General features: G+C 41.9%; 25 protein-coding genes. 4 read left to right on the forward strand and 21 right to left on the reverse strand.

Annotation, left to right across the window (positions count from 1 at the left end):
- Positions 1 to 3 precede the first annotated feature (3 nt).
- The 8 genes from hscA to trmJ all read right to left on the reverse strand — a co-directional run bounded on the left by hscA (position 4) and on the right by trmJ (position 6,721).
- On the reverse strand, positions 4 to 1,890 hold the full coding sequence (gene hscA / locus RM552_RS13540; RefSeq protein WP_311369392.1) for a Fe-S protein assembly chaperone HscA: 1,887 nt from the start codon (positions 1,888 to 1,890) through the stop codon (positions 4 to 6).
- A 3-nt stretch (positions 1,891 to 1,893) separates the two neighbouring features.
- Positions 1,894 to 2,415: a Fe-S protein assembly co-chaperone HscB gene (gene hscB, locus RM552_RS13545; RefSeq protein ID WP_311369393.1), complete on the reverse strand. Its 522-nt coding sequence runs from the start codon at positions 2,413 to 2,415 to the stop codon at positions 1,894 to 1,896.
- 75 nt (positions 2,416 to 2,490) lie between these two features.
- Entirely contained in the window at positions 2,491 to 2,814 is a 324-nt protein-coding gene (gene iscA, locus RM552_RS13550; RefSeq protein ID WP_311369394.1) for an iron-sulfur cluster assembly protein IscA, read from the reverse strand.
- A gap of 22 nt (positions 2,815 to 2,836) precedes the next feature.
- Positions 2,837 to 3,217, reverse strand: coding sequence for a Fe-S cluster assembly scaffold IscU (iscU, locus tag RM552_RS13555; protein ID WP_311369395.1), 381 nt, complete (start codon positions 3,215 to 3,217; stop codon positions 2,837 to 2,839).
- A gap of 47 nt (positions 3,218 to 3,264) precedes the next feature.
- The gene (locus tag RM552_RS13560) at positions 3,265 to 4,488 is read right to left on the reverse strand and encodes an IscS subfamily cysteine desulfurase (RefSeq protein WP_311369396.1); all 1,224 of its coding nucleotides are present in this window, start codon (positions 4,486 to 4,488) and stop codon (positions 3,265 to 3,267) included.
- 38 nt (positions 4,489 to 4,526) lie between these two features.
- Positions 4,527 to 5,006: a Fe-S cluster assembly transcriptional regulator IscR gene (gene iscR / locus RM552_RS13565; protein ID WP_311369397.1), complete on the reverse strand. Its 480-nt coding sequence runs from the start codon at positions 5,004 to 5,006 to the stop codon at positions 4,527 to 4,529.
- 132 nt (positions 5,007 to 5,138) lie between these two features.
- Positions 5,139 to 5,954, reverse strand: a complete 816-nt coding sequence (gene cysE / locus RM552_RS13570; protein WP_311369398.1) for a serine O-acetyltransferase — start codon at positions 5,952 to 5,954, stop codon at positions 5,139 to 5,141.
- Complete coding sequence (gene trmJ, locus RM552_RS13575) at positions 5,954 to 6,721, reverse strand: tRNA (cytosine(32)/uridine(32)-2'-O)-methyltransferase TrmJ (RefSeq protein WP_311369399.1); 768 nt, start codon at positions 6,719 to 6,721, stop codon at positions 5,954 to 5,956. Before trmJ ends, cysE begins: the two co-directional genes overlap by 1 nt.
- 512 nt (positions 6,722 to 7,233) lie before the next feature.
- On the opposite strand from trmJ, the gene RM552_RS13580 reads away from it, so the two are divergent.
- Positions 7,234 to 8,301, forward strand: a complete 1,068-nt coding sequence (locus tag RM552_RS13580; RefSeq protein ID WP_311369400.1) for a phosphotransferase — start codon at positions 7,234 to 7,236, stop codon at positions 8,299 to 8,301.
- A 66-nt stretch (positions 8,302 to 8,367) separates the two neighbouring features.
- A complete protein-coding gene (gene suhB, locus RM552_RS13585) occupies positions 8,368 to 9,165 on the forward strand; it encodes an inositol-1-monophosphatase (protein ID WP_311369401.1) in 798 nt (265 codons plus the stop codon).
- A 161-nt stretch (positions 9,166 to 9,326) separates the two neighbouring features.
- On the opposite strand, the gene RM552_RS13590 is transcribed toward suhB, so the two are convergent.
- The 11 genes from RM552_RS13590 to RM552_RS13640 form a co-directional block, all read right to left on the reverse strand.
- Positions 9,327 to 9,791: a GNAT family N-acetyltransferase gene (locus tag RM552_RS13590; protein ID WP_311369402.1), complete on the reverse strand. Its 465-nt coding sequence runs from the start codon at positions 9,789 to 9,791 to the stop codon at positions 9,327 to 9,329.
- A 2-nt stretch (positions 9,792 to 9,793) separates the two neighbouring features.
- Positions 9,794 to 10,375: a YceI family protein gene (locus tag RM552_RS13595; RefSeq protein WP_311369403.1), complete on the reverse strand. Its 582-nt coding sequence runs from the start codon at positions 10,373 to 10,375 to the stop codon at positions 9,794 to 9,796.
- Complete coding sequence (locus RM552_RS13600; RefSeq protein WP_311369404.1) at positions 10,362 to 10,937, reverse strand: cytochrome b; 576 nt, start codon at positions 10,935 to 10,937, stop codon at positions 10,362 to 10,364. Before RM552_RS13600 ends, RM552_RS13595 begins: the two co-directional genes overlap by 14 nt.
- Before the next feature lie 53 nt (positions 10,938 to 10,990).
- Positions 10,991 to 11,620 carry a YceI family protein gene (locus RM552_RS13605; protein ID WP_311369405.1) on the reverse strand — a complete coding sequence of 210 codons (630 nt, stop codon included), beginning with the start codon at positions 11,618 to 11,620 and terminating at the stop codon, positions 10,991 to 10,993.
- Between the two features lie 44 nt (positions 11,621 to 11,664).
- Complete coding sequence (locus tag RM552_RS13610) at positions 11,665 to 11,916, reverse strand: hypothetical protein (RefSeq protein ID WP_311369406.1); 252 nt, start codon at positions 11,914 to 11,916, stop codon at positions 11,665 to 11,667.
- Positions 11,917 to 12,074: 158 nt separating this feature from the next.
- Positions 12,075 to 12,863, reverse strand: a complete 789-nt coding sequence (locus tag RM552_RS13615) for an SDR family oxidoreductase (protein ID WP_311369407.1) — start codon at positions 12,861 to 12,863, stop codon at positions 12,075 to 12,077.
- 19 nt (positions 12,864 to 12,882) lie between these two features.
- Positions 12,883 to 13,830 (reverse strand): protein translocase subunit SecF, encoded by a 948-nt coding sequence (secF, locus tag RM552_RS13620; protein ID WP_311369408.1) that lies wholly within the window; start codon positions 13,828 to 13,830, stop codon positions 12,883 to 12,885.
- A gap of 10 nt (positions 13,831 to 13,840) precedes the next feature.
- A complete protein-coding gene (secD, locus tag RM552_RS13625; RefSeq protein ID WP_311369409.1) occupies positions 13,841 to 15,685 on the reverse strand; it encodes a protein translocase subunit SecD in 1,845 nt (614 codons plus the stop codon).
- Positions 15,686 to 15,755: 70 nt separating this feature from the next.
- Positions 15,756 to 16,097, reverse strand: a complete 342-nt coding sequence (gene yajC, locus RM552_RS13630) for a preprotein translocase subunit YajC (protein ID WP_311369410.1) — start codon at positions 16,095 to 16,097, stop codon at positions 15,756 to 15,758.
- 35 nt (positions 16,098 to 16,132) lie between these two features.
- Positions 16,133 to 17,245: a tRNA guanosine(34) transglycosylase Tgt gene (gene tgt / locus RM552_RS13635; protein WP_311369411.1), complete on the reverse strand. Its 1,113-nt coding sequence runs from the start codon at positions 17,243 to 17,245 to the stop codon at positions 16,133 to 16,135.
- 98 nt (positions 17,246 to 17,343) lie between these two features.
- Positions 17,344 to 18,372 (reverse strand): catalase family peroxidase, encoded by a 1,029-nt coding sequence (locus RM552_RS13640; RefSeq protein WP_311369412.1) that lies wholly within the window; start codon positions 18,370 to 18,372, stop codon positions 17,344 to 17,346.
- A 400-nt stretch (positions 18,373 to 18,772) separates the two neighbouring features.
- On the opposite strand from RM552_RS13640, the gene RM552_RS13645 reads away from it, so the two are divergent.
- Both RM552_RS13645 and RM552_RS13650 read left to right on the forward strand, forming a co-directional pair.
- Positions 18,773 to 20,161: a DUF1800 domain-containing protein gene (locus RM552_RS13645; protein ID WP_311369413.1), complete on the forward strand. Its 1,389-nt coding sequence runs from the start codon at positions 18,773 to 18,775 to the stop codon at positions 20,159 to 20,161.
- 1 nt (position 20,162) lies between these two features.
- Positions 20,163 to 21,386, forward strand: coding sequence for a DUF1501 domain-containing protein (locus tag RM552_RS13650; protein ID WP_311369414.1), 1,224 nt, complete (start codon positions 20,163 to 20,165; stop codon positions 21,384 to 21,386).
- A gap of 162 nt (positions 21,387 to 21,548) precedes the next feature.
- Here RM552_RS13650 and RM552_RS13655 read toward each other — a convergent pair whose 3' ends face one another.
- Positions 21,549 to 22,313 (reverse strand): hypothetical protein, encoded by a 765-nt coding sequence (locus RM552_RS13655; RefSeq protein ID WP_311369415.1) that lies wholly within the window; start codon positions 22,311 to 22,313, stop codon positions 21,549 to 21,551.
- 182 nt (positions 22,314 to 22,495) lie between these two features.
- Positions 22,496 to 24,442 (reverse strand): alkaline phosphatase, encoded by a 1,947-nt coding sequence (locus RM552_RS13660; RefSeq protein ID WP_311369416.1) that lies wholly within the window; start codon positions 24,440 to 24,442, stop codon positions 22,496 to 22,498.
- Positions 24,443 to 24,448: the final 6 nt, after the last annotated feature.

A 24,448-nucleotide genomic window follows, 5' to 3' on the forward strand; every position in this document is an offset into this window, starting at 1 on the left:
TTCCTACAAGTTATCGACTGATTGACCCGAGAGGGCTAAATTTATTGCTTTGTCCATACGCCGGCTAGCAAAAGCTTGGCTAAGCGCATCAACTTTTTCAATTTGTTGAGTAATAAGCGACTCGTTATCGCCTTCTGATGCCTTTTTTAGTTCATTCAAACTAAATTCGATCACATCTCGTTCTTCCGCAGATAGCAGCTCGTCACCATCAGCTTCTATCGCTGTATACAATGACTCTAATACTCGCTGTGCTTCGACTTGTTTTTCGCGCAGCATTCTAGCTTGCATATCAGTGTTAGCATTTTGCATCGACGCTGTCAGCATCTCTAAAATTTCTGATTCTTCTAAACCATAAGATGGTTTAACCTCAATATGTGCTTGTACCTTACTCGACTTTTCCATAGCCGTAACACTCAGTAATCCATCAGCATCAACCTGAAAAGTAACCCGAATGTGAGCGGCACCTGCTGCCATTGGCGGCATGTCAGTCAGATCGAATTTAGCCAGCGAACGACAGTGATCAACAAGTTCTCTTTCACCTTGTAATACATGCACCATCATCGCTGTTTGACCATCTTTAAAAGTAGTAAATTCTTGGGCTCTTGCCACTGGAATCGTGGTATTGCGAGGGATGATTTTTTCTACTAATCCACCCATTGTTTCGATGCCTAAGGATAATGGCAATACGTCTAACAACAACATATCGTTACCGGGTTTATTCCCCACCAAAATATCAGCTTGTATGCCTGCGCCAATAGCCACAACACGATCAGGGTCTATGCTAGTTAAGGGCTCTGCTTGAAAAAATTGAGAGACCATATTTCTTACTAATGGAACACGAGTCGAACCCCCTACCATAACAACCTTATCGATATTTTCGATACCTAATTTAGCATCATCAAGTGCTTGACTACATGTTTCAATGGTACGTTTAATCGTTGTTGATATTAATGTATCTAAAAGTGTTTTAGTTATTTCAACACTATGTAAATGCCCCTCAATGTCACTCGTAAACAGTGTCGATTCTTCGGTAGAAAGTAATTCTTTAACCCGTTTAGCCTCGCTCATTAATTGCCGATGAAAACGAGTCATTTGTTGATCATTAAGCGCTACTTTTTCACCAACGTAATTTACGATAGCTAAATCAAAATCATCTCCACCTAAGGCCGTATCGCCAGCAGTAGCCTTAACTTCAAATACACCTTTATTTAACTTAAGGATAGATACATCAAACGTACCCCCTCCTAAATCATAAACCGCTATCACGCCATCGTTTGTACCTAAATTGTTTTGTGCAGTATTCTGGTCTAAACCGTATGCGATGGCAGCAGCAGTCGGCTCATTAAGTAAACGTAAAACGTTTAAACCGGCTAATTTAGCCGCATCTTTTGTGCTTTGTCTTTGCGCGTCATCATAATAAGCAGGAACAGTAATCACAACGCCGGTTATGTCATCAGCAACACTTTGCTCGGCTCGGATTTTTAATGCTATCAAAATATCAGCGGAGACTTGGATCGGGTTTTTCACACCTTGCGCAGTGATAAATGCAGGATTTTTTTCGTCTTGAGTAAATTCATATGGAAGATGTTGCCAATGCTGAGTGACATCTTGTAGGCTTCTTCCCATAAATCTTTTTACTGACACTATCGTGTTTTTGGGGTCGTTATCAGCCGCCAACTTAGCATGCTGTCCAACAATCACTTGATCAGGTTGATATTGAACAACAGATGGCATTAAGTGCGCATTAGTCTGGTCAGCAATCGTTTTCGCTTCACCACTTTGCACAATAGCAACCAAGGAATTGGTTGTGCCTAAATCTATACCAATACCAATTTTCTTCTCGTGAGGAGCCGCACTCTGACCAGGCTCGGCTATCTGCAATAATGCCATTGCTTACCCTTGACTTTTTTCTATGTGTTTTTCTCTTTCTCTGGTTTCGATTGAGAGCTTTACCACAAATTTTAATTTGTTAAGTTCAACTGCCGCTTTAGCGTTGCTGTCATCGGTATTTTCATTTAATAATAATGTAATACGTTCGTTATAATCAGCGGTTGTTGCTTGTATCGTTTTGTTTAGTATTTCAAGCTGAACCACATCGTGGGCACTTGCGAGTTGTTCTCTTAATTCCATTTGTTGCATCAGAAACTCGGTATCACCGATGGTTTCCTGTTCGCTGGCACGAGGTACCTTGCGCACATCTAATATGTGTTCACCTCGCGATACAGCAGAACCCAACACATGATACGCATCGTTAATTTGAGTATTTTTCTGTAAATATAAACGTTGCTCTTGTTCACTAGCGCTTGCATATCTGTCAGGATGCGTAATCTTTTGCAAAACCTGATATTTTTGCTCAAGTACTTCAAGGTTGAGATCAAATTGAACGGGCAGATTGAATAAAGAAAAATAGTTCATGAGCACTCTATGTTTACACTTGGACCATAGGCCTAGCTATATTCTTGAAAAAAATGACCGCCAAATAATCACTGCTTATACAGTGAAACTCTCGCCACAACCACATTCACCATTAACGTTAGGGTTAGTGAATTGAAAACCTTCATTCAGGCCTTCTTTCACAAAATCGAGCTGAGTACCATCCAAATAAGACAAACTTTTACCATCAACGATAACTTTTACACCATTATCTTCAAACACAGTATCGTCTTCATTGAGGTCATCAACAAACTCTAATACGTAGGCGAGGCCTGAACAACCCGTTGTTTTCACACCCAGTCTTAGGCCAATGCCGGAACCTCTATTTTGCAAAAAAGCATTTGCTCTTGCTGCAGCAGATTCAGTCACTGTAATTGCCATGTGAATACTCCCTTAACTCAGATTAACTTTGCTTCTTTTTATAATCTTCGACAGCCGCTTTTATGGCATCTTCGGCCAAAATCGAGCAGTGAATTTTTACAGGTGGCAGAGCTAACTCTTTTGCAATATCGGTATTTTTAATATCCGTTGCTTCGTGTATTGACTTACCTTTTACCCATTCCGTAACCAATGAACTTGAGGCAATCGCCGAACCACATCCATAAGTTTTAAACTTTGCATCTTCAATAATGCCGTTGTCACCCACTTTAAGCTGCAAACGCATCACGTCACCACAAGCTGGTGCACCGACCATACCGGTCGCAATATTCGGATCATTTTTATCAAATGCGCCCACATTTCTTGGGTTTTCGTAATGGTCAATCACTTTTTCACTATAGGCCATGTTTAAATCCTCATTTAAAAATCGTTAATATTCTGACGAGTCGCTTCTTAATGGTGTGCCCATTCAACAGACTCTAAATCTATACCTTCTTTGAACATGTCCCATAAAGGAGACATTTCGCGTAATTTATCTATCTTGTTTTGAATAACGTCAATCACATACTCAATTTCTTGTTCTGTGGTAAAACGCCCAATGCTAAAACGAATAGAACTATGTGCAAGCTCATCATTCAAACCAAGTGCTCTCAGCACATAAGAAGGTTCTAAACTTGCCGACGTGCATGCAGAGCCAGACGACACGGCCATGTCTTTCAAAGCCATGATTAATGACTCGCCTTCAACATAGTTAAAACTTACATTTAAGTTATGCGCGACACGTTGCTCTAAATCACCATTTAAGTACACTTCTTCCATGTCCTTAATGCCATTCCAAAGTTTATCACGCAACATTTTGATTCTATCATTTTCTGTCGCCATTTCTTCTTTGGCGAGTCTGAATGCTTCACCCATGCCCACAATCTGGTGAGTCGCTAAGGTACCTGAGCGCATGCCTCTTTCGTGGCCACCACCGTGGATTTGTGCTTCAAGTCTTATGCGTGGTTTACGACGCACGTATAGGGCACCAATGCCTTTTGGACCGTATGTTTTATGAGCAGAAAAAGACATCAAGTCTACTTTCAGCGCCTGCAAGTCAATAGGCACTTTTCCTGTGCTTTGCGCAGCATCAACATGAAAAATGATTTTACGTTGTCGGCATATTTCACCAATTGCCGCAATATCTTGTATCACGCCAATCTCGTTATTTACATGCATTATAGACACCAACACGGTGTCGTCACGCATGGCGGCCTGTAGCTCGCTCAAATCCACTAGACCATTGGCTTTTGGCAACATATAAGTTACTTCAAAACCTTCGCGTTCTAATTGTCTGGTCGTATCAAGTACGGCTTTGTGTTCTGTTTTAAGTGTAATTATATGCTTGCCACGTTTGCTGTAAAAAGTTGCAGCGCCTTTTATTGCTAGGTTATTAGACTCAGTAGCGCCCGACGTAAAAACAATCTCTCTTGGGTCTGCATTAACTAGGTCTGCGATGTTGTTTCGAGCAATATCAACAGCTTCTTCAGCAACCCAACCAAACTGATGGGAGCGCGACGCAGGGTTACCAAAGTTGCCCTCAAGCGACAGGCACTCTTTCATTTTTTCAGCAACACGTGGGTCCACAGGTGTCGTGGACGAATAATCTAAATAAATTGGTAAATTAATTTCACTCATCATGTTCTCCGCTGAGTTGTACAAGTCAGCTTTGCAAATCAATGCTGCAAGCTAATTTCAATATTGTTTAAAGCGCTACTAACTGCTTTATTTTGTCGACCGGCAACCTCTTTTACGTCGCCTTTTTGCATCAGGTCGTCGAGCGATATACTGTTTAAAAATCCGGCAATTCTATCGCTCAAGTCTTGCCATAAACTGTGTGTTAAACACTTTTCGCCGCCTTGACAATCTGCCATGCCTTGGCACCTTGTGGCATCTACACTTTCATCTACGGCCCTGATAACTTCTCCTATTGCGATTTCGCTAGGGAGCTTACCTAATTTGTAACCGCCACCTGGACCGCGCACACTATTGACTAATTCATGTTTGCGTAAACGTGCGAAAAGTTGCTCTAAGTAAGACAATGATATCTCTTGGCGTTCCGAAATATCAGCCAAAGCAACAGGCCCGTCTTTGGCATGCAAAGCGACGTCCAACATTGCCGTAACGGCATATCTTCCTTTTGATGTCAGCTTCATATTTGGCCTCTTGTCTGCGTTAACTGCGGTGAATTCTATATACTTGACTAAAATTGTCAAGTATTTACCCGACTATTTTAGTCAAGTATTCATTTTATCTGTAAACTTTGCCGCTAGCGAGCTAACATACCCCTAAATATGAGGGTCAAATGCTTCCACTTCCTCGTCTCTCACGGTTGGCGATATACCTGTTTTGGCAAAATCTTCAGCAAGAAGTTTCGGAATAGATTCTGTGCACACATCACCACCAAGGGATTGAATAACTTTGCACATTTCCTCGACTTTATTATCCATCAGATGGACATGTTCAAGCATAATACCGAGAGCGTTAGCAACAGGGTCTGGATTATCATCCGCAATGGCGTATGCATCAAAACCATATTTCTCAGCAATAGCCTGTCTTTTTCCGTTGCGCGCGGCATTCTCTTTCTCAACTTTCGCTAAAATAATGCGTCCTGGCACGCCGACACAAGTTGCTTTATCGGGTACACTTTTTACTACGACGGAGTTTGATCCGATGCGTGCATCCTCACCTATTTCAATTGGCCCGAGCACTTTTGCGCCTGCACCTACTACAACTCGATTGCCCAAAGTAGGATGACGTTTAGCCGACTCCCAACTTGTTCCGCCAAGGGTGACTCCGTGATAAAGCGTAACATCATCACCAAGTATAGCTGTTTCGCCAATAACAACTCCCATGCCATGATCGATAAAAACACGCCTGCCCATTTGGGCACCAGGATGTATTTCTATGCCAGTAATAAATCGACTCACGTTTGAAACAAAGCGTGCTAGCCATTTAAGTCCAATAGACCAAAGCTTATGACTCAGCCTATGCATCCAGAGTGCATGTAAACCAGGATAATTGAAGAATACCTCCCATGCATTTCGAGCGGCTGGGTCTCTATCAAAAACACTATTAATGTCTTCCCTAATACGACTGAACATTATTTTTCCTCGTTCGGTTTATTCATCACGGTTTTGTCAACTGAAGAGAGCATTCCCCGCAATATTGAAAGCTCTTGGGACTCTAGGCGTGTTCTATTAAACATTCTGCGCACTTTCGACATGATCACACCAGGGTGTTTTGGCCTAATAAACCCTGTACTAAGAAAAGTATCTTGGAAATGTTGATAAAAATTTTCTAATTCGTTGCTCAAAGGATAATTAACTAAGTCATCACTTGGTGGTGCTTTTGCTGCCGCAATAGCTTTTGGGTGTTTATTTATTTCTAAATAATGCATGCGAATTTCATAACAGAGTGTTTGGACAGCTGCTGCCAAATTAAGTGAACTATATTCTGGGTTTGCATCAATGCAAACATGAAAGTGGCATTGTTGTAGTTCTTCGTTCGTCAAACCACTACTTTCTCGGCCAAAGACAAGCGCAACTGGATATTGAGCAGCTTCTTTTATCAGCTTTGCTCCGCACTCACGCGAATCTAACATTGGCCAAGACAATGTGCGTGAACGTGCTGATGTGCCAACCACTAAACCACAATCTTTTATTGCCTCAGCCAAGGTAGGCACTATTTTAGCGTTACCTAACACGTCGGTCGCTCCAGCAGCAAGAGCACTTGCTTTTCCATCAGGTATATCTACTGGGTCTACAAGATAAAAATCTTTTAGACCCATTGTTTTCATGGCTCTGGCTGCAGAGCCCATATTGCCGGTGTGTGAGGTATTAACGAGCACAATTCGAATATTGTCGAGCATGTATGCTTCCTTAGTGTGTTGAGCAGAAACGTGTAGTGACACTCTTTTATATTTACTTTATTTTTCTTTTTGCGGCACATATTTGTGCTCAATTTATTGTGTGCGATTTTTTGACGGCATATTTTAGCACATTGATTCTGTTGCGTATAAAACGAATACGTATCATTTATTCCACTAATTGCTTTTGATCGTGTTAGAAAGCTCAGTTCAGTAGAAAATTGTCAAAAATTTATACCTCGCCCAGCGCGTCTGATATACGCATTACAAACCAAACAGGTGCACCAGGAAGTTCGAGAGGCACTTTTCAAATTGATAATTTAGTGTGGATGGGGAACACTACTGCTTTTACGCCAACTAATGTGTCTGCACCTAGTACAATATTGCTACTAACTTTCCTAAGCATTTTGGGCTTAAGATTATCGAGAAAGTCTTAGAGAAAATTTAAGGAAATCTAGCTTAAATTGTTATAGCATTCCAAGCATCTAAGCTTGGAATGCTGTATTTTGCGATCGATGAAATTTAATGTTCTCCACTATCTTCAAGACTTCTATACCGATTCGAAGATATCAAAATTAGAGAAAGTACAGTCATTGTGGAGTGACTATGGCGAAATTGCTCGCTACTGGGTACCATCAATAGATAGTTCTATTATTGTGAAGGTCATCAATATACAGCAACAAAATAACCATCCACGAGGGTGGAACACTGACATTTCGCACCAACGAAAACTATCGTCTTACCAAAATGAGCTGAATTTTTATCGGCACTTCTCTTCAATAAGTAATTCATTAATAAGCAGTACGACTATAAACAAGCAAAAAGTGCCCATTTGCAAAGTCCCAACTCTAATTGACTCTCATACAAATGAAGACAGTATTTTTTTAATACTCGAAGACTTAGATTGTCGAAAGTATGTTGTCAGGCATAGTATTGGAAATATGCAAAATGCCAAAATAGGTTTAACGTGGTTGGCATATTTTCATGCCGCATTTTTGCAGTGTGGGTCTAGCGGTAAAAATAATGGTAAGTATACCGACAACAAAGCAATTTCAATTAGTCCAGACTTGAGTTTGGTTTGGCCACATGGCAACTATTGGCATTTAAAAACACGACCCGACGAATTCACCGCTATGCCAGAAGGTGAGCTTAAAAATGCGGCTAAACATATAGATGAAAAACTGCGGCAAACACAATATCAGTGCTTATTGCATGGTGATGCTAAACTTGCCAATTTTTGTTTTCATAAAAACAACAAAAATGTAGCTGCCGTTGACTTTCAATATACCGGAAAAGGCGCAGGCATAATCGATGTCGTGTATTTTTTAGGAAGTTGTTTTGACGACGACGACCTGAGCAAAAATGCAGCCGCACTACTTAATTTTTATTTTGAACAATTGGCATCTGCTATCGATGACGTCTTAGACACAAATCAAAAACAAACATTAGAAAAAGAATGGCGCGATTTATATGCATTTGCTTGGGCCGATTTTGAACGCTTTTTACAAGGCTGGTCACCACAACATAAAAAGCTGACTCAGTATTCTCAAATGCAAACACAAATAGCCTTGTCTGGTTTATAAAGTAACCGTGGTCTGTTACAATGCGCACGTTTTCAACATTGTTCTTTTTACAACTTGGTGGTTAGTATGCATCCTATGCTTAATATTGCGGTACGCGCAGCGCGTGCGGCAGGCAGCGTGATAACGCGCGGCTATGAAAATCGTGACGATTTAGATATTCAATCGAAAGGCGCACAAGATTACGTTACAAAAATCGATAAAGAAGCAGAGCTTACTATTATCGAAAAAATCAAAAAATCGTATCCTGACCATGCGTTTATTGGTGAAGAAGGCGGCCGTGTTGAAGGTAATAATGAATTTGTATGGGTAATTGATCCATTAGATGGCACCAGTAACTTTATTGCCGGTATCCCGCACTTTGCTGTTTCGATTGCGCTGTTGCACAAAGGCAAGTTAGACCAAGGTGTCGTATTTGACCCAATTAGAGGTGAATTGTTCGCAGCCACTAAAGGCAGTGGAGCTCAATTAAATGGCTATCGTTTACGCTGCTCTAAAGCCAAAGACTTAAGTAATACAATTTTAGCCACCGCTATTCCATTCAGAGATAAATCAAATTTAGACGCCGACCTTGCAAACTTTGCAAAAGTATTTAAAGACGCGGGTGATGTTAGGCGCTCCGGCTCTGCCGCGCTCGATTTAGCCTATGTTGCTGCTGGACGCTACGATGGTTACTGGGAAAAAGGACTACAATCTTGGGATATGGCCGCTGGCGAATTATTGGTTAAAGAAGCAGGTGGATTGGTCACTGATTATGCTGGTAATAACGATCCCCTCTACGACGAAATAAAACAAGCTGGAAGTTCTAATGGCATTGTTGCCGGAAACCCACGCGTTGTGCAAAACATCGTTAAACGAATAAAATAATCAAACTGCATTATCTGGGGCTGTATTTTACTTTAAGTATTTGCTTAATATTTAATACAGCAACACGTTCGCGGGCACTAAAAACCTTATCAGTTTTTTTGCCCTGCAATGCAGGCCTTTATATTATTATTCTCACCTGCTGAGGTAATGCTTTTCACATTTCATAGTTGCATATCGATATGAGGAATACCATCTTCTAGATATTCTTTGGATATGCACTCAAAGCCAAATTCTGTATATAAATTAATTAAATGAGCTTGGGCGCCTATCGTTATTTTTTCGTTCGGCCAAGTTTGTTGGGTTTTTACTATCGCTTCTTTTATCACCAAGCGTCCCATATTTATGCCTCTAGCTAAGGGGCTAACTACAATTCGACCAATACTTGGCGTGGCATAACTTAGACCACTTGGTAACATCCGCGCATATGCTAGCAAGCTAGATTTCTTAAACACTAATAAATGCAGTGCATCAGGGTGGGTATCTTTGCCATCTAAGTCTTGATAAATGCAGGTTTGTTCAACCACAAACACTTCACTACGAAGCTGTAGCAAGCGGTATAGATAGTCACCATTTAGTTTACTAAAAGGTAGGCAAACAAAATCAAGCTCGCTTTTGGTTATTGCCATAATTATGCAGACTTTTTTATACGTAGTTTCATAGCAATTTGGCGACTAACCCATTCAGCATCTGGGTCTGACTCTACACCAATATTATGCGCAATACGGTCGATAGAAAATGCCGCACTTAACCAGGCTCCATCGTCTATTAACGTGAACGAGACAGGATTTGAAATGCCTTTAATGGTTAGACTACCCGTGACTTCAAAGGCGTCACCAACAACAATAACGCTTTCACTTGTAAACGTGCCTTTGGGGTGATTCTCAGTATCAAACCAATCAGCTTCAGGTAGAGTTGAATCATAGACACTGTCACCTGTTTTAGCGCTCTGCATATCAAAACTGGCTGTTACACTGGGGTCGGCACTGGGGTCGGCACTGGGTGGAAGGTTCAAGGTGGCTTGCCAAGAAGTAAATTCACCTTCAAATTTCATCCCCGCATGCTCTCCGGAAAACGACACACTACTAGATTGGTTATTTGCCTTAAAAGTATCAAAGGCATAGCCTAAATTACTTACTGAAAATACTGTAAACAGCATCAAAAAAATGCACAATCGACCATGTAATTTTCTCGCCTGACTAATTTTTGGCATTTTTCCACCACATTCGAGTTAAAAGGTTTACTTTGTGCACGCGCTTATGAACCAATACTGCTGCAACATGACCAAACACTAGCAGTATTAAAACAATCGCGCTTATCCAGTGCACATTGTTTGCTGCCGTCTCAACTGTTTTATTTCTGGCAAGGCCAGGAATATGAGGCCATTCAATCCAATCCACAAACACAAACGTTGGCAAGCCAAAGGGACTTGCCGATACCATTACCCATCCACTTAGCGGCATGAGCACCAGTGCGCCATACAACATGACATGTCCTATTTTAGCTTTCTTAGCGTTAGAACTGCTAATGCTTTGGCTAGGTGCAGGAGACGTCACTAGGATCCGTACCAATATACGAGCCATAATTGCCCAAAGCATGATAACGCCAGAAGCTTTATGAATTTGAAATAACTTGTATTGCTCAGCTTTAGTTATGTCACCGTACACCATATAAATGCCACTTGCGAACATAAAAATCAAGCCTAGGGCCATTAACCAATGGAGCAAAATAGCCACGCTATGGTATCGATTAGGCATTACATTATTTATCAGCATGGTTTATCTGCACTATTTTTAACAGGAAGTTATTTGCTTTATGCGTCAACTCACTAATCTGCTTTAAAAAACTCACCTTCAATCATGACCTCAACTTGATCACCAATACTGGGCGCATATTTACTCATTCCCCACTCAGAACGTGTTATCGTTGTGTTGGCGGAAAATCCCATTGTAGGTTTCCCACTAAAAGGTTGTCTTTGCATAGCACCGTTAAATATAACATTTAGCGTAACCGGCTTAGTAACACCTAAAAATGTTAAATCGCCGACCATCTCGCCGGTTTTATCACTTTTCATGTCAATGCTGCGTGACGTAAATGTAATACTGGTAAATTTATTTCCATTAAACCAACTTTTGTCGGTCGCGAGCACTTTATCAAAGTCCTTTTGGTCAGCATTCGGGTAAGCCGTTTGCACTGACAAAGGGTTAATCGTTGCGGTAACCGAACTTTTACTTATGTCATTCGGATCGAAGTTAATACTAGCATCAAAATCAGCAAATCTAGCTACATAATTTGATAAACCAAGATGGGATACTTTCCAAACAATAGATGCATGACTTAAATCGAGTTGATATTGCCCTTCGGGCATATCGTTAAACGGACTTTTAGCAAATACCCAAGATATACAACCTGCGCTTGTCAGCACGAATAAAATAAATACAATTTTTAAAGTTTTCATAATGAATGTTCAATTTTGTTGATGATAATTAATTTTAGCTGGACTTAAATAACGTTGCGCCTTGCCTTGCTGAGCTGGTGAATTGTGCATTTGCGGCTGCGCTGAATAAGCTTGATAAGCTTTCCATGCAAGCCCCCAACAGCAGCAAGGGCGCCCACTTTAAGCACCGACTTACCATCTTTATGCCCCTTTTTACTTGCAATCATACTAGTTAAACCACCACCAGCAACGCCACCGGCGAATCCACTAAGTGCGCCTGACTTAGATAACCCACCCATCAATTTTTTTAAATCCATCGACTTCTCCAAGAAAACACTGAATCTTAATGCTTTTTAAACTTCTTGCTTACAGATACGATTAGATTTCGATTTTTGTTTCATTTCAACACAAAAAACCCGAGGCACACTCGGGTTTAAGATGAATAAGAGATGTTTAAGCAGCGGTTATTTTTGCTCTACGTGTCGGTGGTTTGACCCAATGACGCATGCACAATGCCGCCGTCCAAAGAAATAGTATCGCCCACCACATAGTCACCCGCGCGACTTGCCAAATATATAGCCGTTCCCGCTAAATCGTCTTCAGTGCCAATACGACCCATTGGTATGTGTTTGCCTACTTCGTCGGCATTATCTCGAGCGGCAGTATTCATGTCGGAAGCGAACGCACCTGGCGCAATAGAGCTTACCACAATATTGTCGCGAACCAGCCTGGCTGCAAGTCGCTTAGTCAAGTATATAAGACCCGATTTAGACGCGTGGTAACTATACGTTTCCCAGGGATTTAAGCGCTGTCCATCGATAGATGTAATATTAATAACTTTAGCGGGTGCACCTTTACTTGCTCCAACTTTCAGTAATTTATATAGGGCTTGAGTTAGAAAAAACGGAGACTTTAAATTAAGGTCCATCACTTTGTCCCAACCCGATTCAGGAAAGTCTTCAAATGAAGCTCCCCAAGCAGCACCAGCATTATTAACTAATATATCAAGCTTTTCTTCTTTTTCGGCAAACATAGCTGCCAAAGCACGAGCACCTTCTACCGTTGATAAATCTTGTGGTAAAGCATGGCAATTTGGCCCCAACTCTTCAGCTGTTGCTGCACAATCATCAGCCTTTCGCGAGGTGATATAAACCTTTGCGCCCTGAGCAATATATGCTTTTGCAATCGTTTTACCTAAATTTCTTGAGCCACCGGTCACAAGGGCTATTTTGCCTTCCAACGAAAAAAGTGCTGGTATATTCATGTTGAATTTTCCTAAATTGTTACAGCAAGGGCTCTAAGTCTTCACCTTCTTTTTCGACCTCAGGTTGCATTAAGTCTTCTTTGCTAATGCCTAAGGCTAATGCAACAGCACTTGCAATATAGACCGAAGAATAAGTACCAATAAACACGCCAAACAACAAAGCAGTTGCAAAACCATGAATGAGCGCACCGCCTTTAAAGAACAAAGCCAGCAATACTAATATAGTAGTTAAAGAAGTAATGATGGTTCTGTTGAGGGTTTGTGTTAGCGAAATATTAATGATTTCTTCCGGTGTACCTTTGCGTACTTTGCGGAAATTTTCGCGGATTCGGTCTGACACAACAATAGTATCGTTAAGTGAATAACCAATTACCGCTAACAAAGCCGCCAAGACTGTTAAATCAAACTCTAGCTGTAACACTGAAAACAAACCCAATGTAATAAGCACATCATGCATTAGGGCAGCTACCGAACCCAAGGCAAAACGATATTCAAATCGCATTGCCACGTATATCAATATACATATCAGGGCCACTAGCATCGCTAAACCGCCCTGCTCGGTAAGTTCTTGTCCGACTGTGGGACCAACAAACTCGACTCTTTGCAAAATCACGCTTGCATCTGCATCTTGCAGCACTTTGTAGACCGTATCACCAATTGTTTCAGCTTTAATATCATCACGTGGTGCTATGCGAATTAATACATCTTGGCTGCTGCCAAAATTTTGTACTACTGCATCAGCAAAAGACGCATCTGATAACTCTTTGCGCACACCATCCAAGTCAGCTCCACTGGGATACTGCACTTGTACTACCGTCCCTCCAGTAAAATCTAAGCCCCAATTAAGTTGGTTAATAGCTAATGATGTAATTGAAGCTAAAACGAGCACGGCTGAAAATACCATAGCCGGCACCCTAAGTTTCATGAACTTGATTGTTTCTTTTATTCGTAACAGTTGAAACGCCATGTCCTTCTCCTTAAATCGCCAGTGATTTGACGCGTTTACCGCCCCAAATTAAATTGACTAAGACGCGCGTGACAACTATTGCCGTGAACATCGAAGTAACAATACCTATCATCAGGGTAATCGAGAACCCTTTAATGGGCCCAGTTCCTATTGCAAACAAAATCAACCCTGCGATAAACGTCGTTATATTTGCATCTAAAATGGTTGAGAAGGCATTGTCATAGCCAAAATGAATAGCCTGCTGAGGGCTCCTTCCTTCCCGGATTTCTTCCCGTATTCGTTCAAATATTAATACGTTAGCGTCTACTGCCATACCAACCGTTAACACTATCCCCGCCATTCCAGGTAGAGTTAAAGTGGCTCCCGGTACCATTGATATAATGCCGACGATCATAATCACGTTGGTGATTAACGCAATATTGGCAACTACACCAAAGGCTCGATAATAAATCAGCATGAATACAAGCACGCCGGCTAAGCCATACATTATTGCCTGATAACCTAGCTCTATATTTTCTTTACCTAAACTTGGACCAACCGTACGCTCTTCAACAATCTGAATAGGGGCTATCAATGCACCTGCTCTTAACAATAAACTCAGGTCGCGAGCTTCGGATGCACTGTCAATTCCGGTAATCCTGAATGAGCTGCCTAATTGTGCTTGGATAGTCGCCACGTTGATGACTTCTTCTTTTTTCTCAAACACTAATTTCCCGTCAGGGCCTCTTTTATCGGTCGCTTTATATTCGATAAACACGGTCGCCATTGGCTTACCAATATTGTTTTTAGTGTTTGCCGACATTTTACTGCCGCCCTCAGAATCGAGAGAAATATTAACTTGCGGAAAGCCGTTTTCATCGGTACTGCTGTTTGCATCAATAATGTGATTACCACGCAGCATGATATTCTTTTGTAATAATACAGGGCGCCCATTGCGGTCATACAAGAGTTGTGAACGGGCAGGTACACGGCCGTTAATTGCATCATTAACATCGTTAGTTTGATCAACTAAGCGGAATTCTAGGGTCGCTGTTGCATTCAAAATCTCTTTTGCTTTAGCGGTATCTTGAATACCAGGCAGTTGCACAACAATGCGGTCTGCACCTTGTTTTTGAACAAGTGGTTCTGCAACCCCTAATTGATTTACTCGATTACGAATGATCGTAATGTTTTGTCTCACTGCATTATCACGGACCTCAGATAGCTTAATTTCCGTAAATGTAGCTCGTAGTGTTAAATCGTCACGCTCATTAAATACCATATCGGGATAACGACCACGCAGAAAAAATTGTGCACGTTCTAGTACGTCAGGGTCTCGAAAGGTAATTTCTACTTGGTCACCTGCCTGACGCACGCTTCTGTAGCGTATTTTTTCTTCTCGTAGCTGCGCTCTGAATGCGCCGATGACATCTTCAAATGCTTTGTCGAGCGCCTGCTTCATGTCAACTTCCATCAGAAAGTGAACACCACCTCTTAAATCCAAGCCTAACTTCATTGGCTCAGCGTTCAAGGCTTCAAGCCAGTCAGGCGTGTCAGGCGCAAGGTTCATTGCGACAAAATATTCATCGCCCATTTGTGCGTCGAGTTTCTCGCGCGCAATGAGCTGTTTGTCAGGGTCGTTTAAGCGCACTAATATGCGCTCATCTCGGAACTCAATAGCTTTGGTTTCTATGCCTGCTGAGGTCATGGTCGCTTCAATTGAAGGGATCATATCTTCCGTAACGGTAGTGTTTCTGCCAGAAGATATCTGGACAGCATGATCTTCACCATAAAGATTTGGCAAAGCATACAAGCCGCACATTGCGAGCACGAAAATAACTAAAATGTATTTCCAAATAGGCGTTTGGTTTAACACAGTAAAATCCTAATAAGCCGCAGTGTAATGAATTATTAATAAATGATAATTCTTACTTGCGGATTTTGTTTTAAATTGACTTCATGGTGCCTTTTGGCAACACCGCACTAACTGCTGATTTTTGCACCATAATATGGTTGTTTTCATTCAGCATAACTTCAATAAAATCTTTGTCGTCAGAGACTTTTGTCACTTTGCCGACGATACCGCCCTGAGTAAGTACCTCATCGTTTTTTGCCAAAGATGAAACCAAGTTTTTATGCTCTTTAACGCGCTTTGCTTGAGGACGATATAGCAAAAAGTAAAAAATCAAACCAAAGACCGCAAGCATGATTAGGGGTTCGAAACCAAAACCTGGAGAAGCCGCACCGCCTGCTTCTTGTGCTTGTGCAGCTGAAATAAAAAAGCTCATATTATTTTCCTTTTAATTAATTATTTTTATAAAATCTACAAATCGGGTACTTGCATGCCCTTTTGAGCATAAAAGTCGTTTACAAAGTCGTCTAGGCGATTTTCTGCGATTGCAGCTCGCAATCCCTCCATCACAATCTGATAATACCGCAAATTGTGTATGGTATTTAAACGGGCGCCCAGTATCTCGTTGCACTTATCTAAATGATGTAAGTATGACCGAGAATAATTTTTACAAGTGTAACAATCACATTTGTCGTCCAAGGGTGAAACATCGGTTTTATGTTTGGCATTACGAATCTTAATAACACCTTCGCTAACAAACAAGTGTCCATTGCGAGCATTTCTTGTCGGCATGACACAATCAAACATATCTATGCCGCGCCTGACCGACTCCACAATATCTTCGGGTTTACCTACGCCCATTAAATAACGAGGCTTCTGCGGATTGATTTGCGGAGCAGTGTGCTTAACAATGCGCATCATATCTGGTTTAGGCTCGCCTACCGATAGGCCGCCAATCGCGTAACCATCAAAACCAATTTCTTCCAAGCCTGCAAGAGATTCGTCGCGTAAATTTTCGTACATTCCACCCTGAATGATGCCAAAAAGTGCACTTTGACTATCACCGTGTTCGTCTTTGCTGCGCTTTGCCCAGCGTAAAGACAATTGCATTGAACGCTCGGCTTCTTCAACCGTGGCTGGAAATGGCGTGCACTCATCAAAAATCATGACAATATCAGAGCCTAAGTCACGCTGCACTTGCATCGATTTTTCAGGGGTAAGTAGAATTTTTTCGCCGTTTATTGGAGAGCGAAAAGTAACACCCTCTTCATTAATTTTGCTCATAGCGCCCAAGGAAAAAACCTGAAACCCACCAGAGTCGGTTAATATGGGTTTATCCCAATGCATAAAGTCATGCAAATCACCGTGCTGCTTTATGATGTCGGTTCCGGGTCTGAGCATTAAATGAAAGGTATTACCTAAACATATATGAGCGTTGGTTTCAGCCAGTTCTTCAGGTGTCATTCCTTTCACTGTGCCATAAGTACCAACAGGCATAAAAGCGGGTGTTTCGACCACTCCTCTGTCAAATACTAGTTGCCCACGACGAGCAAGACCATCGGTATTGAGTAAATTAAACTTCATTAAAACAACGCTGCGCTATACGGTGCACTTTTTTAAAAAAGTGCACGACTCAAAAAGTGCGCGGATTATAGCAAAATTTCACAACGAAATGACAGTCTTTATTGCCCACTCAAGCGTTTACCAAACGATATACCATAGGCAGGTGAGCGCATTCTTAATACTGGGTCATCACTAGGTGTAAAACCTGATGACAAAAGGTTTGGATCGTAATTTGTTTTGTCACAACTTTGAGTGCCAACAGAATTTAAGGTTAGAGTACCCATATTAACCTGCGGTCTTTCTTTAGGCCACTGCACCGACGGGTCGATATTTGTATCGTTTTCTTCACCCAATGTTGCAATGATAGTAAAAGTTACTGGCGTTTCTTCATTCGCCACTTGTTCCTTTAAGGTATCTTCTAAAAATAGCGCTGGAAGTGTTGCAGAAGCTTCAGCATCTAAACCTTTGTTTCCCAAACTAGGTTCAATATGCCATCTAAATTTAACTTGTTCTTGCGCATCATCTGCTTGATAGAAAAAAGTATGTAAACCAAAGTAAGGCGTATTGGCATAAGAAGCTGGAGCCGGAGTCGTGCGTGACCACATTGCGCCTGCTTGAGTACTTGGATTCGCTGCAATATATGCCCCTAACCTCGCCATATTTGGGCGGCCACTTTCATCTGGCATTAATCGTTGCAGCAAACCTAAAAATGTTTCAGGATCTTTTGCGGCAAAAACGGGCGTGCTATTACCGGTGAAAGTATGCATACCTCCGCCTGGCAATTTAATTTGTGTTCCCATACCTCTTACGCCTGGTGTTCTCTCATCACTAACGGGATTGCCGCCACCAACTGAAAAACGAATGCTTGCGGGCAAATCACCGTTGCTAAAAAGTGGTGACCCAGCAAAAGGAGAATCCGTATTTGGACTGAAGGTGGCTTGCACACATACACCTTTTGCATGCGCTTTACGAAAACCAGGATGCGCGCCGCTTAATTTTTCAAATGCATTGATAAAATCAACTGCAGTGGCTGTTTCAGGCGGCGCAGTGTCTGCCGGCTGTTTTTGTCCATCGGCAAAGGCTGATGCATTTAAAAATAATGCGCCTGAAAGCGCTAAAGAACTTGCAATTAAGGTATGTTTTTTCATGGTTTATGTTCCATATTTTGTTTATCAAACGAACAATCTATATCTTATCGTGTGTGTTAAAAGCGTGATGTGTTAAGTTTCAAACCCATTCCACACGTCCAATTATGTGACAAAGCATAACACTTGATTTCCGATGCAAACATTTTAATGAACAATTTATATCAATTAGTCCAGCCTATTTGCACCCAATAGATCGCGAAACAACTCACGAAAAGTATATTGTGTAAAGAATACGTAAATCAAATTGTACCTTTTATTTGCAGTGGTTAAGGTTATTATTGAGGTGTGGCTATTGATTAGCTATTAAATAGTTATGGTTTAGATGTGGCGAGGCACTTATTTTGCGAAGCAATAATTAGTTGTCTATATACTGCAACAATAATGGGAGGCAAGGTTCATTATGTCCAGTGAATATGCTTATATTGGGATGAATAGGTTTGGCTTGGGCGCCGACAATAAAAGCGTGAATACGCTTAACGCCAACTCTGATTTACCAGTTGTGCAGTCATGGCTGATTAATCAACTTTCTGAATACAAACTTCCCGCTTACAAATGGACCAGTAATAAAGCGATGCGTAGTCACGTCGAATTGCGCAAACAACGCGATAACACCGGCAATAATGAATCCAAACAGCAGGCTTACACAAAAACCAGAAGAGCATTTATTAACGAAGTGCGTCAAATGGCGGAACAAACTGCTGTTCACAATCTTAATCATCTTCAGCCTATGCAAGCCCGTTTACTCGATTTTTTTTCGAATCATTTTAGTGTTTCACGTAACAATTTACCTATGACCATGCTGGCGCCTACCTTAGAAGCAGAGGCCATAGGGCCTAATTTGCATATGCGCTTTTCTGATATCTTGGTTGCGGTTACAAAACATCCTGCCATGCTAATTTACCTAAACAATGAGGCTTCTATAGGACCCAATAGTAATTTAGGTAAAAAACGTAAAGGAAAAAAAGCACGCAGCGGATTAAATGAAAACTTATCACGCGAAATTTTAGAGCTACATACACTCGGCGTTAACGGTGGTTATACCCAAGCCGATGTCACAGAATTGGCAAAAGCTATTACAGGCTGGAGTGTCGCGTCCGTGCGCAGAGGCGAAGAGCCTGGTTTTGTTTTTAGAGCGCAAGCCCACGAGCTTGGTGACCGATTTATATTAGGAAAAAAATACAAACAAATGCCCTTGAGGGAAAGAGTCCAAACCGGTTATTTAGTACTTAAGGATTTAGCCAAACAAAAAGCGACTGCTAAGCACCTTAGTACTAAACTTGTTAGGCATTTTATTGCAGATTCTCCGCCGATGACCATTGTTAATGCCATGGTAGAAAAATGGCTCAACACAGACGGGCATATTCCGAGTGTTATGGGAGCAATGATCATGCATAAAGATAGCTGGAATAAGAATCAAAATAAGTATAAAACCCCTCGCGAATTTGTTGTGTCGAGTATGCGAGCGTTTAATGTTAAAAAATCTGCTCCAAGGCTTTACCAAACCCTTGAATTGATGGGGCAAGGATTTTTTAATTCAGGTTCACCCGCTGGCTATGCCGATGTTGAAGATGCTTGGCTAAGTACTAGCGCTTTAAATACACGCATAGAATGGGCGAGTCATTTTGCGTCCTTCCTGGCAAAACGTAAACAATTAGATCCGGTTTCCGCGGCGAAAACTGCTTTGGGTCCATTTTTAACTAGCGCCACTTTAAACGCTATTAAGCGTGCTGAGAGTAAAGAGATGGCTCTGGCCGTGATGTTGCTTAGCCCAGAGTTTCAAAGGAGATAAGATGATGACTAAAAAACAATACAACAAAACATCATCGCGCAGAAGCTTTCTTCGAAAAAGCGCCATGTTAATGGGTGGCGCCAGCGCTTATGTATGGCTCAATACAAATGTTGCAGCGGCAACCACCTTAGCAAGTAATGCGGCATCAACAAATACGATTGGAAACAAAAAGTTAGTCTGGGTATTTTTAAGAGGCGCGATGGATAGTCTCCACACTGTTGTACCAAAGCATGATAAGCAAATGACGATACTACGCCCACATTTGTACAATGCATTAAAACCTAAGCTTTTGTCCTTAAATAATGATTTTGGTCTGCATCCAGCGCTTAAACATTTGCATAAGCTCTATACTAGAAAACAAATGTCGCCAATTGTAGCAGTTGCCAGCGGGTATCGAGAGAGATCACATTTTGACGCACAAGACCAAATGGAATCGGGCCTTGATATAACTAATCATGACAGTGGTTGGATTGCCAGAGCCTTGCAACAAGCGCAGAGCAATAGTTCTGAAAATGCATCTGCTTATGCGTTGTCTAGAAGCGTGCCAATTGCCATGCGAGGCATGTCTTCAAACATCGAAACTTGGTACCCCTCAACCTTACCTGAAGCAAGTCCCGATTTGCTGAGTCAACTACATAATTTGTACCAAGGTGACAAGTCCTTAGAAGACTCATTGTCAAAAGTGATTAAGCAAAAAGAAATGCCCAGTATGCAAATGAAGGAAAAGAATCGGCCAAATTTCCGTTATTTAGCGGAACGTTGTGCCGAACTATTAACGAATGAAAACGCTAACTGTGCCATGCTAGAGTTAAATGGTTGGGATACGCATAATAATCAAGTTGGTCGATTAGCGCGCTTATTTGCCCAACTTGATGGTGGTTTGGAGCACATGCAAAACACCCTTGGTGAACGTTGGAATGATACACTTGTTATTGTTTCAACCGAATTTGGACGCACAGCTGCTGCTAACGGTACTCAAGGAACAGACCACGGAACCGCGTCAAATATGTTTGTGTTAGGTGGTGCATTACCGGCCATGAATTCGACATTACAAGGCGGTAAGGTGCTTGGTCAATGGCCTGGTTTATCGCCAGAGCAGTTGTACAAAAACCGCGACCTTATGCCAACTTCAGATGTTAGACAATGGATGGCCCGCGCACTTAGTGCTCACTGGGGATTATCGAGCCTTCAAATTCAACGCGTTTTTCCAGATTTATTATCCTAGGATAATAAAGTCTGAACATCTTAATCGAGATTTTACTTTCTACCAGAGCTCAGCTGGGCTTGCGCGACCTCATAAGATATACAAAGTATAATAGAGGTACACGCTTCTTATAAAATAATGATCACTAGATTGACTATACTTACGAATAATTAAAGGCGCTTATCAGTCATGCTGATGACCATGACCAAGTGAGCTAACTTCGCCATTTTCATGCGCTTGATAAAAACCACTGGCGCCGGCTTCAATAAACCCAACTGTAACCATTTGTGTTAAAAAAGGGTCGGTGTGATCGTCTCCAATATCAGCAAAATCTGTTGATTTGTAAGCCAGACGTTCGCTGAAAAAACGCTCCACTGCTTCGTCATCATCATTGACACTTTGCAGCGCCCAGCGCTCAAGCAGTTGATTGTCGTTGTTAAACACAGAAAACTCTTTAACCAACTTTTGATTGGGTAGAAAGACAATGTCAAAACGTTGATTTTTCCAACTGATAGAAAGCGCTTGTTGTGAGTCGCATGTTGCGAAGGTTTGCTCATTGTCACCATATTTGTCAATTAGAGACTGGCTTACTAATTGATAACGATAGCTCCAGTCTTTTTCAATTTTTCCGTGCACACGTTCGGTAGGTTGATACTCAATCGCTCTGGCATGTGCATCGAAATATCGTGTTGGCTTAATTTGGTCTTTATGATTTTGTTCCCATGCTTCGGTGATTTTGGTTTGGGGATAATGATGCGCCACTTTGTTTTCTTCGCGAACCAAGGTGAGTTTAAGTTTTGATTGCTTGGTCGGGTGCTCGATAGTGTATTGAGCAGTAATGTTGTTAACGGCGCAACGTGTTGGCGTGGTTTTTGTTGCAGCGCTTGAGACGCTCGATAAAACGCTGATAAAAAAAATAAGGGTAATATAACTGAGTCTGTTTTTCATGTTGAAAATCCTTAGGTGTATAGCTAAACAGATAAAACAAACAAAACGGTCTCAACTAAAGTTGCGATGTAAATTCGTGTATCTGCAAATTAGGGTGTTTACAAAAAAGCAAAGCCGGCTGAATTTAAAACAAACGTTTAAACTCAATCCACGCTTTGCTTAATGCGTAAACTTACATCCTATTAGTTAGATGTTGCGTTCAGGTCACCGGCAAAATCAATGATATGATAAATCATATTTTGTTCGTTAGTGCCGTTGACTAAAAACGCACCCGGACCTTTAGCATAAATACCAATGTCTTCGCCAGAGTGTGTTTCTGAGCTAAGCGGTACTAGCGCTTCTTGGTGATAGCCAGGAGACGCAGTGTTAATGTCAGTCAAGTCTTTGCGTCCAGTATCAGCGTCTAGTGCATATGTCGCATCTGCATTGGTCACGCTATCGCCAAAGTCTCTAAACCCGCGTCCGTTAGTGTAACCAAGTGTGGTATACGGCATTCCTTCAGCATCAGTGGCTTCTTCATCAGAGCCAACACCCACTACTTTGCCCAAAATTGGGTTACCGCGTTTCGGATAACCCGCAATGGTAAACACGTGTCCGTGGTCTGCGGTTACGATGATAAGTGTGTCGTCATCGCTAGTCATCGCATCGGCTGTGCGAACCGCTTCTGCAAAAGCCATAGTGTCGGTGAGCGCGCCGTAAGCTGAGCCCGCATGATGAGAGTGATCAATACGACCCGATTCAACCATTAAGAAAAACCCATCTTGATTGTTATCGAGAATATCAATCGCTGTTTGCGTCATTTCTGCGATGCTCGGCTCGCCAGCAATATCATTACCGCGATCAGCGTCGTACTGCATGTGCGACTCGTTAAATAAACCAAACACGCGCTCTGTAGTGGCAGGGTTGATGCCGTTAAAACCCGTTTCATCCATGACATAAACGCCATTAGGATACGTGGTTTGCCATTCTGCGGTAAGGTCGCGATTGTCTGTACGATCCCCCTCTACCGAGCTTGCTGCATCGGCAGAATTAAAAGCAGCATCTCTAGGCAAGAAGTGTCTACGACCCCCACCAAAGACCACTTCAATGCCATCTATATCTACACCTTCAAAACGAGCTTCTAGATTTGCTTCAAAGTTCACGAGTTGATCAGCAATATCTATACATCCGTCAGTGATAGCATCTTCTGGCATATCAGAGATATCTTCCCAGTTGCGATCTGCAGATTTTGCATAGGTGGCTGCAGGCGTTGCATGAGTGATTCTTGCTGTTGAGATTATGCCTGTTGACTTGCCACGTAGCTCAGCCAACTCAAGCGCGGTCACAACTTCATTACCAGCAACGGTGGCGCAATTTCCTCGCTCAATATCTTCATCTACGCCAATTACACCAACATCGGTTTTGATTCCCGACACCATGGCTGTCATTGTGCCAGCAGAGTCAGGCGTTTGTGCATCCACATTATAGGTTTTAGCAAGTCCGGCAAACGGAAAAGTATCAAAAGAAAGCTGATGTTCTTCACCTTCTTTACCTAGCATCTGACCCTCTAAGATACGAGCAGCGGTTACGGTTGATACACCCATACCGTCGCCAACAAACAAAATGACATTTTTTGCTTTACCACGAAGCTCTTCAATTAAGGCCTGTTGAGAAGCAGCTGAATCAGTTTTGTATGATTTCACAGAAGCAGTGCTGGCATTGGCGCTGCTGGTAACCGACGTGCTATTTGTCCACGTCTGTTTTGCTTCGGCAATTTCGGCCTGAGCTTGTGTAAACCAGCTATTGTTTAAATTAGTCAACAATTCAGAGCTACCCACTGAGGTAACGCCCGGCGTACAGCTATAGCTAGTATCTTCTATCTCACTGGTAGATAGATTGCCATCGCGGTCGGTATCTAAGCCAGAATCAAACTGAACACCACCGTTTGGACAATTTGTATCACCTGTCGCTAAGCTTGTTTGTACAATCAAGCTGTTAAACCCTGAGGCACCGTTAGTGCCTGCAGCGCCGTCAGCGCCTGCTGCACCTGTGGCACCATTCACACCGTCTTGGCCGTCATCGCCATCTAAAAAGCATCCGTTTAAACCCATTACCGCAGTAGCAATCAAACTTAATTTTAATAATTTCATGGTGGG

Source organism: Glaciecola petra, assembly GCF_031846345.1.
GTDB lineage: Bacteria > Pseudomonadota > Gammaproteobacteria > Enterobacterales > Alteromonadaceae > Glaciecola > Glaciecola petra.